The 15,869-nt window shown below is 51.1% G+C and carries 14 protein-coding genes and 1 pseudogene; 10 read left to right on the forward strand and 5 right to left on the reverse strand.

The features are described from left to right. The first annotated feature begins 5 nt into the window (after window positions 1-5). Window positions 6-524 carry a fimbrial protein gene (locus OGV83_RS14090; RefSeq protein ID WP_049008900.1) on the forward strand — a complete coding sequence of 173 codons (519 nt, stop codon included), beginning with the start codon at window positions 6-8 and terminating at the stop codon, window positions 522-524. 23 nt (window positions 525-547) lie between these two features. After that, on the forward strand, window positions 548-1,201 hold the full coding sequence (locus tag OGV83_RS14095) for a helix-turn-helix transcriptional regulator (RefSeq protein WP_286463838.1): 654 nt from the start codon (window positions 548-550) through the stop codon (window positions 1,199-1,201). Window positions 1,202-1,232: 31 nt separating this feature from the next. Here the strand turns inward: OGV83_RS14095 and OGV83_RS14100 are convergent, their stop codons facing one another. Further along, window positions 1,233-2,135 (reverse strand): LysR family transcriptional regulator, encoded by a 903-nt coding sequence (locus OGV83_RS14100; RefSeq protein ID WP_058669443.1) that lies wholly within the window; start codon window positions 2,133-2,135, stop codon window positions 1,233-1,235. Window positions 2,136-2,336: 201 nt separating this feature from the next. Beyond that, window positions 2,337-4,625: an FdhF/YdeP family oxidoreductase gene (locus OGV83_RS14105; RefSeq protein ID WP_200030104.1), complete on the reverse strand. Its 2,289-nt coding sequence runs from the start codon at window positions 4,623-4,625 to the stop codon at window positions 2,337-2,339. A gap of 561 nt (window positions 4,626-5,186) precedes the next feature. Here OGV83_RS14105 and OGV83_RS14110 point away from each other — a divergent pair. The 4 genes from OGV83_RS14110 (at window position 5,187) to moaA (ending at window position 8,841) form a co-directional block, all read left to right on the forward strand. Beyond that, window positions 5,187-6,593 carry a cytochrome ubiquinol oxidase subunit I gene (locus OGV83_RS14110; protein ID WP_047463330.1) on the forward strand — a complete coding sequence of 469 codons (1,407 nt, stop codon included), beginning with the start codon at window positions 5,187-5,189 and terminating at the stop codon, window positions 6,591-6,593. A gap of 1 nt (window position 6,594) precedes the next feature. Further along, the gene (cydB, locus tag OGV83_RS14115; RefSeq protein ID WP_286451267.1) at window positions 6,595-7,605 is read left to right on the forward strand and encodes a cytochrome d ubiquinol oxidase subunit II; all 1,011 of its coding nucleotides are present in this window, start codon (window positions 6,595-6,597) and stop codon (window positions 7,603-7,605) included. After that, window positions 7,605-7,778 carry a DUF2474 domain-containing protein gene (locus tag OGV83_RS14120; protein ID WP_072271878.1) on the forward strand — a complete coding sequence of 58 codons (174 nt, stop codon included), beginning with the start codon at window positions 7,605-7,607 and terminating at the stop codon, window positions 7,776-7,778. The genes cydB and OGV83_RS14120 overlap by 1 nt, the downstream gene beginning before the upstream one ends. A 76-nt stretch (window positions 7,779-7,854) precedes the next feature. Then, window positions 7,855-8,841 carry a GTP 3',8-cyclase MoaA gene (gene moaA, locus OGV83_RS14125; RefSeq protein WP_012132124.1) on the forward strand — a complete coding sequence of 329 codons (987 nt, stop codon included), beginning with the start codon at window positions 7,855-7,857 and terminating at the stop codon, window positions 8,839-8,841. Window positions 8,842-8,853: 12 nt separating this feature from the next. Here moaA and OGV83_RS14130 read toward each other — a convergent pair whose 3' ends face one another. After that, entirely contained in the window at window positions 8,854-9,771 is a 918-nt protein-coding gene (locus OGV83_RS14130; RefSeq protein ID WP_286463841.1) for a bestrophin family protein, read from the reverse strand. Between the two features lie 325 nt (window positions 9,772-10,096). Here OGV83_RS14130 and OGV83_RS14135 point away from each other — a divergent pair, with 325 nt between their 5' ends. Next, complete coding sequence (locus OGV83_RS14135; protein ID WP_286450641.1) at window positions 10,097-11,176, forward strand: saccharopine dehydrogenase family protein; 1,080 nt, start codon at window positions 10,097-10,099, stop codon at window positions 11,174-11,176. Between the two features lie 40 nt (window positions 11,177-11,216). Here OGV83_RS14135 and OGV83_RS14140 read toward each other — a convergent pair whose 3' ends face one another. Together OGV83_RS14140 and OGV83_RS14145 are read right to left on the reverse strand one after the other, a co-directional pair. Next, window positions 11,217-12,194, reverse strand: a complete 978-nt coding sequence (locus tag OGV83_RS14140) for an NAD(P)H-quinone oxidoreductase (RefSeq protein ID WP_286450642.1) — start codon at window positions 12,192-12,194, stop codon at window positions 11,217-11,219. Window positions 12,195-12,247: 53 nt separating this feature from the next. Then, window positions 12,248-13,201, reverse strand: coding sequence for an NAD-dependent epimerase/dehydratase family protein (locus OGV83_RS14145; RefSeq protein WP_200090681.1), 954 nt, complete (start codon window positions 13,199-13,201; stop codon window positions 12,248-12,250). Window positions 13,202-13,450: 249 nt separating this feature from the next. Between OGV83_RS14145 and OGV83_RS14150 the strand changes: the two genes are divergently transcribed. From OGV83_RS14150 to OGV83_RS14160, 3 genes and pseudogenes are all read left to right on the forward strand, one after another. Beyond that, window positions 13,451-14,242, forward strand: coding sequence for a PhzF family phenazine biosynthesis protein (locus tag OGV83_RS14150; RefSeq protein WP_115609245.1), 792 nt, complete (start codon window positions 13,451-13,453; stop codon window positions 14,240-14,242). 232 nt (window positions 14,243-14,474) lie between these two features. Beyond that, complete coding sequence (locus tag OGV83_RS14155; RefSeq protein ID WP_024130283.1) at window positions 14,475-14,954, forward strand: GNAT family N-acetyltransferase; 480 nt, start codon at window positions 14,475-14,477, stop codon at window positions 14,952-14,954. Window positions 14,955-15,154: 200 nt separating this feature from the next. Continuing rightward, window positions 15,155-15,688: pseudogene (locus OGV83_RS14160) on the forward strand (GNAT family N-acetyltransferase). Window positions 15,689-15,869 lie beyond the last annotated feature (181 nt).

The following is a 15,869-nucleotide window of genomic DNA, read 5'->3' on the forward strand; positions in this document are numbered from 1 at the left end:
AAAGTATGCCTGGAAGAAAACGCTGGCTGCTGGCCCTGATGCTGCTTACTGGTCAGGTATGGGGTCAGGGCGATCCGATCGCATTAAACATCAAAGGGAATGTGAAAGCCGCGCCGTGTCAGGTGAGCAGCGACAGCATTACTAAAACCGTTGATTTAACGGCGGGGAGTCCGGTAACGGCTTCATCAATGTATACCGCAGGGTCAACGACGCCGTGGGTCAGTTTTGATTTCAGCATTGAACATTGCCCGGAAGGCACAACCGGCGTGATGATTCAGTTTAACGGCAACGCTGATGACATGCATCGCGATGATATGTATCGCAATCTGGGTACCGCTACCCCTGTCGCGATACAGTTGCAGGCGGCGGACGGTCGACCGCTGGGCGACGGTCAGGTTCTGACCAGTGAAATTGTCGCACAGCGTTACACCTGGAATTTACGCGCCCGGCTCTACAGTGAACAAGGGCAGGTCTCACCGGGAACCATTGATTCGGTTGTGACGGTTTCATTGAGCTATCAGTAATTATTACCCGGAGCCGCGTATACATGAATATTGTCATCAGATGTCAGGATCGTTTTTATCAATACGGATTGCGCGCGTTATTGTGCGAAATATTTCCACCGAACCTGAATCGGACCACGCTCACCTTTAACGACTATGACTACGCAAACGCCGCCTGTGCCGATATCTTAATTCTGATGCTGCACCCCGGTGAACAGTATATTTGTCATGCTGAAATGCGATTTCGTGCGCCACGCCTGATGATTGGCCTGGTGGATAAAAAACATATTCCCGCGCGAGGAGAAATTCCCTCCTGTATAGAAAACATCGTGTTTATTCCGCTCAATGCGAACGTCAGTAAGATCAGTAAAGTGATTAAGCAGCATTGGTTTTCTTTACAGCAAGCAAAAACGCCCCATGCCGTACACCACTGCGGGCATTGCCCGCATAAGACGTTTACCGGGCAACAAAACCAGCTCGCTGCCTTTCTTTATGCGGGGATGACGTCAAAGCAGATTGCCTACAAAATGGCGATCGGTCAGAAAACGGTGCTGGCGCATCGAAACGCGTTAATGACGAAATTCCGCTTAAGAACCGATCGTGAATTATTACTGTTTTTAAATGCCGTAAAGGAAAAAAACCGGCACAGAAACGGCATGTGCGAATCCTGCAATGATGACGATGGATGGCTTGTGTAAGCAATCCACGCAAAGGCGCGGATTGCGGGTATTACGAATGCTGTGGGTTGTGGGCGGCGTAGATGTCGCGCGCGTCCGTAAAGCAGCGCAGCGCGAGCGAGGAAACCGGCGCTTGCTTACGCATGATCAGGCCGACAGGGGCTTCAATGTTGGAATTGACGACCGGCGTAATATGGAAATTACTGTTTAAATTCTCCAGCCCATTATTGAGCGGCATAATGGCGCAACATATGCCGCGCTGTACGGCCTGAATAATCTGGAATGTCGAATCGCTTTCGAAAATATGCTTAGGCGAGATTCCGGCTGATTTAAAACTCATATCCATGTGCTCTCTGTAATGCATACCTTTGGTCAGAAAACCCAGCGGGAAATTAATGAGATCGTTCCAGGAGAGGCTCTCATTTTCTATTTCAAAATGGCGCGTGTCGTGCAGCAGACCCATCCGGGTTTTCGCTAACGGGATAACATCAAACGGACTGACATCAATGTTATTCAGATAACATATTCCCAGCTCCAGCTGGTTGCTGTTTACGCCTTCGGCAATTTGCTCCGAGGTCATGGAATAGAGACTAAATTGCAGTTCCGGGTATTTGGGGGTTAATTCGCGAATAAACAGCATAGGATCGACGCTGGCGAGCGGCACCATACCCAGACGGAGCACGCCGACAACCTGTCCTTTGCAGAGCGCGGCCTCGGCCTGTAAGCCATCGTGCGCGGCCAGCAGGGATTTTGCCCATGCCAGAATACGTTCGCCTTCCGGGGTAAAGCCTTCAAAGCGTTGCCCGCGAACGATAAGCACCAGACCAAGCTCCTCCTCCAGATTGCGAATGCGCATGGAGAGGGTGGGTTGCGTGATATTACACTGCGATGCGGCCTTACCAAAGTGACGGGTCTGATCCAGCGCGATTAAATATTTGAGTTGTTTTATGTCCATCATTCATCTCTTCGGCAGACGGTCTGTTGGGGGCAAAGAAGAGGCTCCGGCAGCCGTTTGCGCTACGACATGGGTTCACATTATTGCATAAATGTATAAATTTTGTAACCGAATTGCGGCGTGGCAATACCGTTTCTGCGCGTCAGTGGCTGAAAAATAAATCCCCTTATTCAGCAGAACGCCATGAATAAGGGGCGAATTTTACAGCGCGCGAATTTCTTTTGAACGCAAGGTGATATTTACCGGTACGGATTTATAAGAAGGCGTACCGCTCTCTTTATCAATATAATTGAGCGGAACCAGAACATTGGCCTCGGGATAATAGGCGCCGACAGAACCTGCCGCAATGCTGTAGGCCACGACGGTGATATCTTCCAGGCAGAGATCGCTGTCAGGCAGGGCCGTTCGGATATCGACGCGATCGCCATGTTCAAGCCCTAACTGCTCCATATCGCCTTCGTTCATAAAGATAATGTCACGACGGCCAAATACGCCGCGATAACGATCGTCCATCGCGTAAATGGTGGTGTTGTACTGATCGTGACTTCGCAGGGTAATCAGACGCAGCGTATTTTCACCTTCGCCGGTCACGTTCTCGTTAACGCCGTGGAATACGGAGAACATGGCTTTGCCCGTCGATGTCGGCCAGACGCGTTCGGTCGGCGGCAGCGGCATACGGAAACCGCCAGGCACCCGGATACGATCGTTGTAATTGTCGAAACCGGGAATGGTTTGTTCAATCAGTTCGCGGATGAGATCGTAATCAGCAACCAGCTCCATCCAGCCGATTTTGCTGTTTGTCAGCGTGGCTTTCGCCATTCCGGCAATAATGGCTGGTTCCGAACGCAATAACGGCGACGCCGGTTTCAGTTTGCCGGAGGAGGCATGCACCATCGACATAGAATCTTCTACCGTGATGGATTGTCTGCCGGTGCGCTGAATATCCAGTTCGGTGCGTCCGAGGCAGGGGAAGATGAACGTCTCTTTCCCGACCAGCAGATGCGTTCGGTTCAGTTTGGTGCCGATGTGGACGCTCAAGTCCAGCCCGTTCATAGCCGGGAACCCCTGTTCGTGATCGGGCATTGCCACGGCAAAGTTACCGCCCAGGCAGATCAGCGCCCTGGCGCGCCCGTCGATCATGGCCTGCGTCGCCTGTACGGCGTCGTGTCCGTGTTTCGACGGGGGAACAAACCCGAAAACGTCGCTCAACCGTTCGAGGAATTCTGGCGCCGGTTTCTCGGTAATGCCGACGGTGCGGTTCCCCTGAACGTTGGAGTGGCCGCGAAGCGGGCAAATACCTGCGCCGGGTTTGCCAATATTGCCGCGCATTAACAGCAGGTCGGCAATCAGACGCACGTTCGCCGTCCCTTTGTTATGCTGGGTAATGCCCATGCCGTAGGTGATGATGGTGGCGTTGGACCTGGCGTAGGCTTCCGCGACTTTTTCCAGTTGCTCACGGTTTAAACCTGATTCGCGCTCAATGGATTCCCAGGAGGTTGCGGCAATATCTGCGGCAAAATCGTCAAAGCCCAGCGTATGGGCGGCGATAAACTCGCGATCCAGAACATCGCCACGCTCGGCTTCCAGCTGCAACACATGTTTGGCAATGCCTTTCAGCGCGGCGGCATCACCGCCAGCCCTGACCTGGAAATAGGTTGAGGCGATGTCGGTTGAGCTGTAGGTCGCCATTTCGATGATGCTCTGCGGGTCGGCAAAGCGTTCCAGCGCTCTTTCTCGCAGCGGGTTAAAGACGATAATCGGCACGTCGCGGCGCGCAAGCTCGTGCAGCGTCCCCATCATACGGGGATGGTTTGTCCCTGGGTTATGGCCGATAGCGATCACCAGTTCCGTCTTTTCAAAATCATCCAGCGATACGGTTCCTTTACCGATGCCAATTGAGCGCGGCAGGCCTACGCTGGTGGCTTCGTGGCACATATTGGAACAGTCGGGAAAATTGTTGCTGCCGTATTCGCGCGCAAAAAGCTGGAACAGATATGCCGCTTCGTTGGAGGCGCGACCGGACGTGTAAAATTCCACCTGTTCAGGGGAGAGACCGCGAAGCACTTCGCCGATGCGGGCAAAGGCCTGTTCCCATTCGACAGGGCGAAATGTGTCGCTTTCTTTGTGATAGGCCAGCGGATGAGTCAGGCGACCATACCCTTCAAGTTCGAAATCTGTTTTCTTCAGCAGCGCGCTGACGGTATTTTTGGCCAGAAACGCCGGTGTGACGCGCTTGCTTGTCGCTTCCCACGTGACGGCCTTCGCACCGTTTTCGCAAAACTGAAACGTTGATTTATGTTCTTTATCCGGCCATGCGCATCCTGGGCAGTCAAAGCCGTCTGGCTGATTTGTGCGTAACAGGGTAACGGGTGCTTCAAGCGCGTCCATTTGTGTACGAACGGCAATGGCCGTTGCTTTTAACGCGCCCCAGCCGCCAGCAGGACCGTCATAGTGTCTGACTCCGGGAACTGAACGTCTTTTCTTATTCATATGAACTCCTGACTATTCTGGTCACATTGGCATCCTGAAATAGCTACATAACAGGTAGGGTTATTCCAGTGTATTTAACAATTACGTTTAGCGGCTGCGCGTTATATAAATAAAAGCCAGCCGGACAAATATCCATTTGAAAAGCCATTAACCTTATTTAAAAAATGGGTAATGGTGATGGTTAATAAATACAAACAGTTGTCTCTATCCGGGAGATAACAGCAACATCTTTTATTATTCGTTATATAAAACTTTATATAACAGATGGTGGAACCCAGTTAATTCGCGGGGTTTGCCCGGATTATGCGGCGTCTGCGCTGTCGATTTAAAGAAATTATAACAGGATTTTATCATTATCATAATAAATGTTATCTATCACTTATTAAATTTAACCTATTTGAACTTTTTGAATAATTGTTTGAGACTAATTAAACACGCCGAAAATTATTAGATTCACCTGCTCTGAAATATTCAGAAAATCGCTATTAATCAAAGAAAAAGGCTGGAAATGAAAGCGTTGTACAAAATAAATCAGTCAATGTCGACTCCGTGGGGGGAATTATGTTTGGAATAGATGCTTTTCACCTTGCGAGGATACAATTTGCCTTTACCGTATCTTTTCACATTCTTTTTCCCGCAATAACAATTGGCCTGGCAAGTTTTCTCGCCGTCCTTGAAGGGCTATGGCTCAAAACCAAAAATGAAACGTATCGCGACCTTTATCATTTTTGGTCAAAGATCTTTGCCGTCAATTTTGGGATGGGGGTGGTCTCAGGCCTGGTCATGGCTTACCAGTTCGGGACTAACTGGAGCGGCTTTTCACAATTTGCCGGAAGTATCACCGGTCCGTTGCTGACGTATGAAGTTCTGACGGCATTCTTCCTTGAGGCGGGCTTTCTGGGCGTGATGCTGTTCGGCTGGAAGCGCGTCGGGCCGGGGCTGCATTTCTTCGCGACCTGTATGGTTGCGCTGGGAACCTTGTTTTCAACGTTCTGGATCCTCTCTTCCAATAGCTGGATGCAAACGCCGCAGGGTTACGCGATTGAGAACGGCGTTGTCGTGCCGGTGGACTGGATGGCCATCGTCTTTAACCCGTCGTTCCCGTACCGTTTATTGCATATGTCCACGGCGGCGTTTCTGGCGAGCGCTTTCTTCGTCGGCGCGTCGGCAGCCTGGCATTTGCTGAAAGGAAACGACACGCCCGCGATCAGAAAGATGTTTTCGATGGCGTTGTGGATGGCGCTGTTTGTCGCACCGGTTCAGGCGGTGATTGGCGATGCGCACGGTCTCAATACGCTGGAACATCAGCCGGCGAAAATTGCGGCGATTGAAGGGCACTGGGAAAACCCGCCAGGCGAAGCCACGCCGTTGGTTCTGTTTGGCGTACCGGATATGGATGCGGAAAAAACGAAGTACAGCCTTGAAATCCCTTATCTGGGAAGCCTGATTCTGACGCACAGCCTCGACAAACAAGTGCCCGCGCTGAAGTCGTTCCCGAAAGAGGATCGCCCGAACTCAACCATCATTTTCTGGTCGTTCAGGATAATGGCGGGGCTAGGGATGCTGATGATCCTGACCGGGGTGGCGAGCGCGTGGCTGCGCTGGCGTGGCCGGTTGTATCAGTGTCGTCCTTTCCTGTGGTTCGTATTCTGCATGGGGCCATCAGGATTAATCGCTATTCTGGCGGGCTGGTTTACCACCGAGATTGGCCGCCAGCCGTGGGTGGTCTACGGTTTGCAGCGCACGCGTGATGCTGTTTCCGCACACGGCGACATGCACATGTCCGTCAGCCTGCTGGCGTTCATCCTCGTCTATTCGTCCGTCTTTGGAGTAGGCTACCTCTACCTGGTGCGGCTGATCAAAAAGGGGCCAGTGCGCGAGCATGCGCATGATATCGCTCAGGGGGGTACGCCAGCGCGTCCGTTATCGGCGGTGAGCGAACCCATGAACACACGCAGGGGAGAATAAAATGGGCATCGACCTGTCAATAATCTGGTTCGTCATCATTGTTTTCGCAACGTTGATGTACATCGTGATGGACGGCTTTGATCTGGGGATCGGCATTCTTTTTCCGTTCAATAAGAACGAGAAAGAGCGCGACATGATGATGAATACCGTGGCTCCCGTCTGGGATGGCAATGAAACCTGGATGGTGCTGGGCGGCGCGGCGTTATATGGCGCGTTTCCGTTGGCTTATGCGGTGATTGTCGATGCGCTCAGCGTGCCGTTAACCGCCATGCTGCTGGGGCTGATTTTCCGGGGCGTGGCGTTTGAATTTCGCTTTAAAGCGACGCCGGAACACCGTCCGCTTTGGGATAAAGCCTTTATCGGCGGTTCTGTGCTGGCAACCTTCAGCCAGGGCGTCGCCGTGGGAACGCTGGTTAACGGCTTGCAGGTAACCGGACGGGCGTTCAGCGGCTCGACGATGGACTGGCTGGCGCCTTTCCCGCTGTTCTGCGGCGTGGGGCTGGTGGTGGCCTATGCGTTACTGGGCTGCACCTGGCTTATCATGAAAACGGAAGGCCCGCTGCACCGAAGCATGTCGGAGAAGGCGATTATCCTGACGCTGCTGCTGCTGGCGATCATCGTCATTATCAGCCTGTGGACGCCGTTGACGCATCCGGCGATTGCTCAACGCTGGTTCAGCCTGCCAGAGATCATCTGGTTTACGCCTGTCCCGCTGTTAGTGCTGGTTTGCTGCTGGGGAATTGTGCGTTCCGCCTATAACCGCAAAGCGAGCTATGGGCCGTTTATGCTGACCCTTGGACTGATTTTCCTGGGATTCAGCGGGCTGGGCATCAGCATCTGGCCCAATATCATTCCGCCGTCGATCTCTATCTGGCAGGCCGCGTCACCGCCGCAAAGCCAGGGCTTTATGCTGGTGGGCGGGTTACTGATTATCCCGGTGATTCTGATGTACACCTGCTGGAGTTACTACGTCTTTCGCGGAAAAATTAATCCTGATGAGGGGTATCATTAATGGCTTCACTATCAGACACAGAGCACGCTAAACCTGCGGATACCGCCCCACGCGCCTGGTGGAAAAGGGTGGGCTGGATGGTCATCATCTGGGCGGCAAGCGTTATGGCGCTGGCCGTCGTCGCATCCGGGTTTAAGCTGCTGATGCTGGCGGCGGGGATGAAAACCCACTAACAACACGTCTTACTTCCTGTCTCAGGCCACATCAGCGTGATGTGGCCTGCCTGTTCGTTGTCTCCCGAGGTTATCTATGCAACCGCTTATGGACTCATGGCAGCGTAAATTCACCTATTTACGTCTGTCCGTTACCGATGTGTGCAATTTTCGTTGTACCTACTGTCTGCCGGACGGGTACAAACCCGGCGGCGTGAGCAACAAGTCATTCTTGTCGGTGGATGAAGTTCGCCGCGTCACCCGCGCGTTCTCCGCGTTGGGTACGGAAAAAGTCCGTCTTACCGGCGGGGAACCCTCCTTACGCCGCGACTTTATCGATATTATCGCGGCGGTGCGTGAAAATGCGGCGATTCGCCAGATTGCGATAACGACCAATGGCTATCGCCTGGCGCGTGACGTCGCACGCTGGCGTGAGGCCGGATTAACCGCCATCAACGTCAGCGTGGACAGTCTGGACGCTCGCCAGTTTTATGCCATCACCGGGCAGGATAAATTTCAGGAAGTGATGAACGGTATTGATGCGGCGTTTGCCGCCGGTTTTGAAAAGGTCAAGGTGAATACGGTTCTGATGCGCGATGTGAATCATCATCAACTGGACACGTTTCTGGCCTGGATTAAGCCTCGTCGCATTCAGTTGCGCTTTATCGAACTGATGGAAACGGGTGAGGGCAGTGAGCTGTTTCAACGCCATCATATTTCGGGCGTGGTGCTGCGTGATGAACTGCTGCGACGCGGCTGGGTGCGCCAGATTCGCCAGCGCAGTGATGGCCCGGCACAGGTCTTTTGCCACCCGGACTTTGCTGGCGAAATTGGCCTGATCATGCCCTATGAAAAAACGTTCTGCGCCAGTTGCAACCGGCTGCGCGTCTCTTCCATCGGCAAACTGCATTTATGTCTTTTTGGTGATGGCGGGGTCGATTTACGAGACGTGTTGCAAGACGATACGCAGCAGGATGCCCTTAAGATGCGTATTGCCGATGCGCTGACGCATAAAAAACAGACGCATTTTTTACATCAGGGGAACACCGGCATTACGCAAAACCTGTCGTACATTGGTGGATAGCGGGCAATGGACTCAGGTCAGATTGAAGTAGCGATCGGGCTGATGCGGCTCCGGCAGGGGCTGTTGCCCGGTCATCTCTTTCAGATTGCGCTCAATGGTGTTGCAAATCGCGTTGAGCGGTAAATCGTTAGCCGATGTGCCAAAGGGATCTTCAAGTTCTTCCGCCAGGGAATCCCAGGATAAAAAGGTATAGGAAATAAAAACGGACACGAATGGCGTCATGTAATGCAGGTCGCCAACCAGCGCAAAAGGAAGAAGGGTACAAAAAAGATAAACGGTTCGCTGGAGTATTAATGTATAAGCAAACGGCACCGGGGTATTTGCAATTCGTTCACAGCCGCCAATAACGTGGGTGATTTCATCTATTTTATTATCGATGAGGCCAAATGTAATATCGCTCAGCTTGCCTTGTTCACGCAATGCTGCCATTTCATCGCCGATCAATAATAATATCCGGTTGGTTTTCATCGGGCTGAACATGACCTGGGTAAGAATATGCCGGGGCAGAATTCGGTACATATCATATCCGGCGTCGGTTTTACGTAATTCATGTTTCAGGCTCCAGCAAAGGGCAATCAGATAACCTGAAATTCTTTTATGTAGCTCAACGTCATTCGGCAACAAATTTTTTAACTGACGGATGATGGAACGCTCGGCAATCAGTAAGGTTCCCCACAGTCCCCGAGCCTCAACGAAGCGGCTGTAGCTGGCGCTGTTGCGAAAGCCGAGAAAGATAGCGATTGCGATCCCCAGCAGGCTAAAAGGGGCAACGGTTAAGTGGATGCCCAGTTGCTCATACCATTGATAAATGATAATTGCGATAGCTGACATGACAAGGTTTAAAAATAACCGAAATGTTATTTTTGACAATACCGAGCCATGCCAATCAAATAATCGAAAAAACCAATGTTGCTCTGGTCTGATAATCATGACTGACGATTTCTCTGAAGATGTAATGAGAAGGATTCAACGAAGGGTGAATGCGATAGAAACTATTTTAATCGTTATTTTGCCGTCTGACAATCAATGACGAATAAAAATAAGGCGGAATAAAAGTAATGGTATTGGTTTTATCATTCGCTGGTGAATTTAATCATTACGTTATGTCTGTTGGCTCAGATTTGAACTGTCACCGTTACGGCGCAACCAATGTACATGCCACGTGAAGTATGACGGGTATATTGACCTTGAAGTTAACTTTAAGGTTATGCTGTGACGTAAGCCGGGCAATTTATTTATTAAAGGGGTTAATGCAATGAATGAGCAACATTCCCATCCAGAATTTCCGCGCTGGATGATCTATGGCGCGAACGGTTATACCGGAGAAATGATTGCCCGTGAGGCCGTACGGCGAGGATTCAGGCCAGTTCTGGCGGGGCGCAGGCAAGAAACGATAGACTCTCTGGCTTGCAATCTCGGGCTTGAGGCTCACGCCTTCGCCCTTGATAATCCGGCTGAACTGCTCAGACAGCTCGAAGGGTGTGCTCTGGTATTAAATTGTGCGGGGCCGTTCTCCGCTACTGCGGCGCCTTTGATGGAGGCCTGCCTGCAAACCCGAACCCATTATCTTGATATTACAGGGGAGATAGGCGTGTTCGAAGCGGCACAACTGCTGAATACCCGTGCCCGGGATGCCGGTGTTGTATTGTGCCCCGGCGTCGGGTTTGACGTTATTCCTACGGACTGCGTGGCGGCCGCCCTGAAGGAGGCCCTGCCGGATGCGATCCGCCTTAACCTGGGATTCGATTCACGCTCTGTTTTTTCTCCGGGTACGGCGAAAACGGCGATCGAGGGGCTGGCGCAGGGCGGAAAAATTCGGCGAGGAGGGAAGATCATTACCGTGCCGCTTGCTTATGAAGTTCGCCGTATTGACTTCGGCGATGGCGAGAAGGACGCGATGACAATCCCCTGGGGGGACGTGTCCACGGCGTATTACACGACAGGTATTCCAGACATTCAGGTCTTTGTGCCGGGTTCGACGCGCATGATTTCCCAGGCCCGGAGAGCAAACTACATCAGGCCATTGCTGCGACTGGCATGGGTGCAGAAGCTCCTCAAGGCTTATATATCCCGAACGGTGAAAGGCCCCGGAGAAATGAAACGTGAACAGACGCCCTCTTTTGTGTGGGGAGAGGCCATCAACGCCCGTGGCGACAAAAAAACTGCCCGTATCCGTACACCGAATGGTTATACCCTGACCATTATGGGGGCGTTAGCGGTGGTTGAGCACCTGATGATGAACCGGATTGCAGGAGGGGCCTACACGCCGGCAACGTTAATGGGCGCAAATCTGATAACCCAGTTACCAGGGGCTGGCCCGCTGAGGATTGTATAATTGTTCAGGGCGGGACAGGGGGTGCTCCCGCCCTTTGCGCTTATTCAAGGGTAAGGATAACTTTACCGATATGAGTTCCGGCATCCAGTAACGTATGTGCCTGACGGACATCCTCAAATTTAACTGTCTGGTGAATGACGGGTTTACACTTTCCGGCTTCGATTAAAGGCCATACTTTTTGTATGAGCTGTTGGGCGATTTCTTCCTTTTCAGCAGCGTCCCGGCTCCTCATCGTTGAACCGGTTACCACCGCTCTTTTAAGAATCAGTTCCTGGATATCAAATTCCTTAACCATCCTGCCCCCCATAAATCCAATCAGTACGAGCCGACCATCCTTTTTAAGAAGGCGAAGGTTCTTGTTAAAATAAGCGGCGCCGACAATATCAAGAATAACATCAACGCCTTTTCCGTCGGTTCTGCTGAGGATTTCTTCTTCAAAATCATGGATTTTGTAGTTAATGACTTCCCCATATTGTTGCAGGAACGGAATTTTATCGTCACTTCCGACGGTGCTGAACGCTTTAATATTCATGGCATTACACAACGCCAGCGCGGTCGTCCCTATGCCGCTTGCGCCACCGTGGATCAAAACAACATCCTCTTTTTTCACTTTTCCCAACGAAAAAAGATTGGCCCATACCGTAAAGAATGTTTCCGGGAGCGCTGCTGCTTCTGTAAAACTTAAATTTTGTGGGACAGGCAATACCTGACCTGCCGGAACGGCGCAAAATTCTGCATATCCCCCGCCATTGGTGAGCGCACAGACGCGATCGCCAACTGAAAAGTGAGCAACGTTTTTCCCGATTGCGTGTACGATACCCGCGACTTCCAGCCCGGGAACCGGCGTAACACCCTCTGGCATGGGATATTTTCCCTCTCTCTGCATAATATCCGGGCGATTCACGCCGGCCGCTTTAACTGAGATCAGGACATCGTTCTCGCCACATTCCGGCATTTTTCCCTGGCTTACCTTCAGAACTTCAGGGCCGCCAGCTTCTGTTATCTCAATGAGTTTCATCTGATTCTACCTGTTTAATGTCAGGGGTTGATTGATACCACCCGCGTGGCTGTTTATTGGTCTTTCTTTACGGTGAGCGACGCTTTCCATTCACGGTAAAAGGTTTCCAGTCCCTGACGGTACGTTGTTATCTGAAAGTCCGGGAATCGCCGCTTAAATTTTGATGAATCAAACAGGTTATCATGTTGATAGCGGGGCAGGAGTTCCCGGAGTTCCCGTGGGCCTTTGGAAAAGATACCGGCGGCGAACAAGGCGAATTTGCTCAGGACAGACCATGACGTTTCTTTCCCGAATACGTTACAGGCCAGAGAAACGAACTGCGCATAGGTGAGCCGTTCATCGCAACAGGGCAGGTGCCACGTCTGACCGAAGGCATCAGGGGTGTTGCCAAGACGCGCTAAAGCCCGACTGGCATCGGGAGTCCATATGAGCGTACGTAATGTGTCGTCACGTAATGGCACGCGTGGTTTTTTCCCTGCTTTAAGCCTGTCTAAAATTAAGGCATTGGTAAAACTCTGGGTTTTCCCCGGCCCATAAAACTCGGGCGCGCGCCCGATAAGCACAGGGATGTCGCCCCGGCGCATCTCCTCCAGCACTTTGTTTGCCATCAGGGCCCGAACCCGCCCTTTGCGCCCTGACGGCAGGAACGGCGTTTCCTCGGTCTGCAATCTGCTGTCCTGTGGGTACATATAAGTATTGTCAAAATAAACAAAACTTGCCCCCACTGTCCGACACGCGTTCAGCGCGTTTTGCAGCATTACCGGAAACTGCTGTTCCCAGAGGTCGGCATCCGGCGGCAGACCCGCCGCAAAATAGACAATGCGGCTTCCTTTAACCGCTTCCAGTGTCTGACGGGCATCCAGTAAATCAGCGGGCATAAGGCTATCGCTGTCATTTACCTTCTGTGGATTACGGCTTACAAGCCTCAGTTCAGCACTGTAAGAATGCGTTAACTCGCGAGCAAGTTCCCGGGCAATCTGTCCGCTTGCCCCCAGAATCGTTTGCATCTCACTTCCTCTTCGACAATGTCAGATGGGTGTCCCGGCCCATTGGCCTTTTTCAAAGTATAAGTTTAAAGTTCACTTGAAGGTCAATGGGGTGTTGCGACGTTGTTTAAATGTCGTCTGGTATTGGGATACAGCGCCAGCAACGGAATGGCGCCGAAGCCGAACATCAAACGATGAAAAATACGAGATTGCGCGTTGTCGAGGCATGGTAGAGTGGGGGGGCTCAAAGAATGATTCGAGGTTTGCGCTATGCAACAAATTGATTTTTACATGGTTGATGCCTTTAGCACGGCTACTTTTGGCGGCAATGCCGCAGCCGTGTGTCCGCTCACCGAGTGGTTGCCTGATGAGACATTATTGAAAATGTCTAAACAGCATAACCAGTCAGAAACGGCTTTTTTTGTCCCAAATGAAAACGGCTTCGAGTTGCGCTGGTTTACCACTCAGGGGGAAATAAATCTGTGTGGGCATGCCACACTTGCTGCTGCGCACGTCATCTTTGAACATCTTGATTACCCGGGCGCGACTATCCATTTTGATACCCGGTTTGTTGGCCCATTGACAGTAGCACGCAGCGGCGAGTGGTTGACGCTTGATTTTCCTGCCTGGGAAACCGAGCCTGTCATGCCGCCGTCCTTATTGCTGGAAACGTTGGGCATCACAGAATACAAAGAAGTGCGCGTGGCGCGTGATTACATGGTCGTGCTGGATAATCAACGGCAGGTAGAAGCGCTACGCCCGAACATTAATGCCATGCTCCCTCTGGGAAAAATGGTTTGCATAACCGCGCCCGGCGAAGAGAAATACGATTTTGTCAGCCGTTTCTTTTGCCCGGGAGAAGCCGTAGCGGAAGACCCCGTTACAGGTTCAGCACATAGCATGCTAATTCCGTACTGGGCTGAAAAACTGAAAAAAACACAAATGCTGGCGCACCAGGGCGCCGAACGTGGCGGGGATTTACGCTGCCAGCGAGTGGGGGATCGAGTCCACATCGGCGGACAGGCAACAACTTATCTGCTGGGTAAGGTACTGTTGCGCTAGAACGTCCAGAATGCGGTTCGGAATGGGCTTCCGGTAAAAGGTCTGCTGTACGATTATGGCAGACCTGACGGCGCTTTAGACTGACTGCGTTGTGCCAGGAGGGGATATTGCTAACGCAACGGCGTATTAATCAGCGGAGTGCAGGTCAGTGCCATAAGAAATAGATATTAGACAAAGATACTGCCGCTTGTTTGTATGTTACAAATATGTAATCAATTTTTTTGGAAAAGTCTTGTTCACTATCAAAACTGACGATCTCTCCCATCCAGCAGTGCAAGCGTTAGTGGCCTATCATATTTCCGGCATGCTGGAGCAGTCCCCACCAGAAAGCAGCCATGCTTTAGATATTCGAAAACTGCGTGACCCAGCTGTGATATTTTGGTCAGCATGGGAAGGGGTACAACTCGCAGGAATTGGCGCGCTGAAAATACTGGATGATGAACATGGTGAGCTGAAATCAATGCGTACCGCGCCAAATTTTTTGCGTCGTGGCGTAGCGAATCAGCTTTTACAGCATATCTTGCAGGTTGCGCATATCAAAGGCCTACGACGTTTAAGTTTAGAAACCGGGACACAGCCAGGGTTTTCCGCTTGCCATCAACTTTATATTAAGCACGGTTTCGTTAACTGCGAGCCGTTTGCTGATTATCAGTCTGATCCAAATAGCCGTTTTATGACATTAGTTTTATGTGAGAAAGATAAATTGTCATGACTAATGCAGAGAGAATGGTGCCATATTAGTTCAAAAAAATTCTGCTCCTTGCTCACTGTAGACGTGACGACCACTCAGCCCAGCCGCTGCGTGCCAGGAGGGGAAGTTGTATACTTTATACGTGCGCCAGTCAAAGTTGATCATTCAGGTGTGAATGATAAAGTTGTTAACTCCTCTCTCTAAAAAGGTGATTAAATCTAATGCATCATATCTCTTCTGTCAGTCTCAATTATCGCTGTCTCCAGCATACAGACTGGCCATTTTTTTTGGCATTAAATCAGGATCGTCATGTGATGCATTTTATTAGTGATTCACGTACTGATGACGAGATTAGAACCCAGTCTTTTGAAAGCCGTCTACAGCCCTGGCATAAAGGCAGTTAACGCTGGTTATGTATGATAATGAGTCGAAAGGATACAGATATACCAATTGGTGTAACTGGCTTTATTGATCGTGGTGAAGGCATAGCGGAAGTGGGGTTTATCCTGGCATCAGAATTTCACGGCAAAGGTTTTGGTACAGAATCGTTAAAAGATATTGCCCGCTTTGCTTTCGATGAGCATGGGTATCGTAAGCTCACTGCTACGGTAACAGCTGGCAACAATGCATCGCGGAGAATATTGCATAAAGTCGGATTTCAGCAGGAGGGAACTCTAAGAAAAAACTATTTCCTGCATGGTTGCTGGCATGATGATTGGGTATTTGGATTGTTGAGAGACGAATTTAGTTACTGAAAAATGAAACGGCAAAACATGCCCAATTCTGGAAATGTTGCAGCGAGGTTCTACACATACATTCATTTCAGAATGGCATCTGAGTCAACCGACATATATGTTGTACCAGGGGCATCGTCAATGCCTGCTTCTCGCTCATAGTAGACCTTCGCACTTGTCCGCTGTGTGCCAGGAGGGGACA

This window comes from Citrobacter sp. CK189, assembly GCF_030333505.1.
Classification (GTDB): Bacteria; Pseudomonadota; Gammaproteobacteria; order Enterobacterales; family Enterobacteriaceae; genus Citrobacter_B; species Citrobacter_B koseri.

Excerpts from the sequence above, each read along its gene's own strand:
- OGV83_RS14090 (WP_049008900.1), top strand. The coding sequence starts at position 6 with ATGCCTGGAAGAAAACGCTGGCTGCTGGCCCTGATGCTGCTTACTGGT.
- OGV83_RS14095 (WP_286463838.1), top strand. The coding sequence starts at position 548 with ATGAATATTGTCATCAGATGTCAGGATCGTTTTTATCAATACGGATTG.
- OGV83_RS14100 (WP_058669443.1), bottom strand. The coding sequence starts at position 2,135 with ATGGACATAAAACAACTCAAATATTTAATCGCGCTGGATCAGACCCGT.
- OGV83_RS14105 (WP_200030104.1), bottom strand. The coding sequence starts at position 4,625 with ATGAATAAGAAAAGACGTTCAGTTCCCGGAGTCAGACACTATGACGGT.
- OGV83_RS14110 (WP_047463330.1), top strand. The coding sequence starts at position 5,187 with ATGTTTGGAATAGATGCTTTTCACCTTGCGAGGATACAATTTGCCTTT.
- cydB (WP_286451267.1), top strand. The coding sequence starts at position 6,595 with ATGGGCATCGACCTGTCAATAATCTGGTTCGTCATCATTGTTTTCGCA.
- OGV83_RS14120 (WP_072271878.1), top strand. The coding sequence starts at position 7,605 with ATGGCTTCACTATCAGACACAGAGCACGCTAAACCTGCGGATACCGCC.
- moaA (WP_012132124.1), top strand. The coding sequence starts at position 7,855 with ATGCAACCGCTTATGGACTCATGGCAGCGTAAATTCACCTATTTACGT.
- OGV83_RS14130 (WP_286463841.1), bottom strand. The coding sequence starts at position 9,771 with ATGATTATCAGACCAGAGCAACATTGGTTTTTTCGATTATTTGATTGG.
- OGV83_RS14135 (WP_286450641.1), top strand. The coding sequence starts at position 10,097 with ATGAATGAGCAACATTCCCATCCAGAATTTCCGCGCTGGATGATCTAT.
- OGV83_RS14140 (WP_286450642.1), bottom strand. The coding sequence starts at position 12,194 with ATGAAACTCATTGAGATAACAGAAGCTGGCGGCCCTGAAGTTCTGAAG.
- OGV83_RS14145 (WP_200090681.1), bottom strand. The coding sequence starts at position 13,201 with ATGCAAACGATTCTGGGGGCAAGCGGACAGATTGCCCGGGAACTTGCT.
- OGV83_RS14150 (WP_115609245.1), top strand. The coding sequence starts at position 13,451 with ATGCAACAAATTGATTTTTACATGGTTGATGCCTTTAGCACGGCTACT.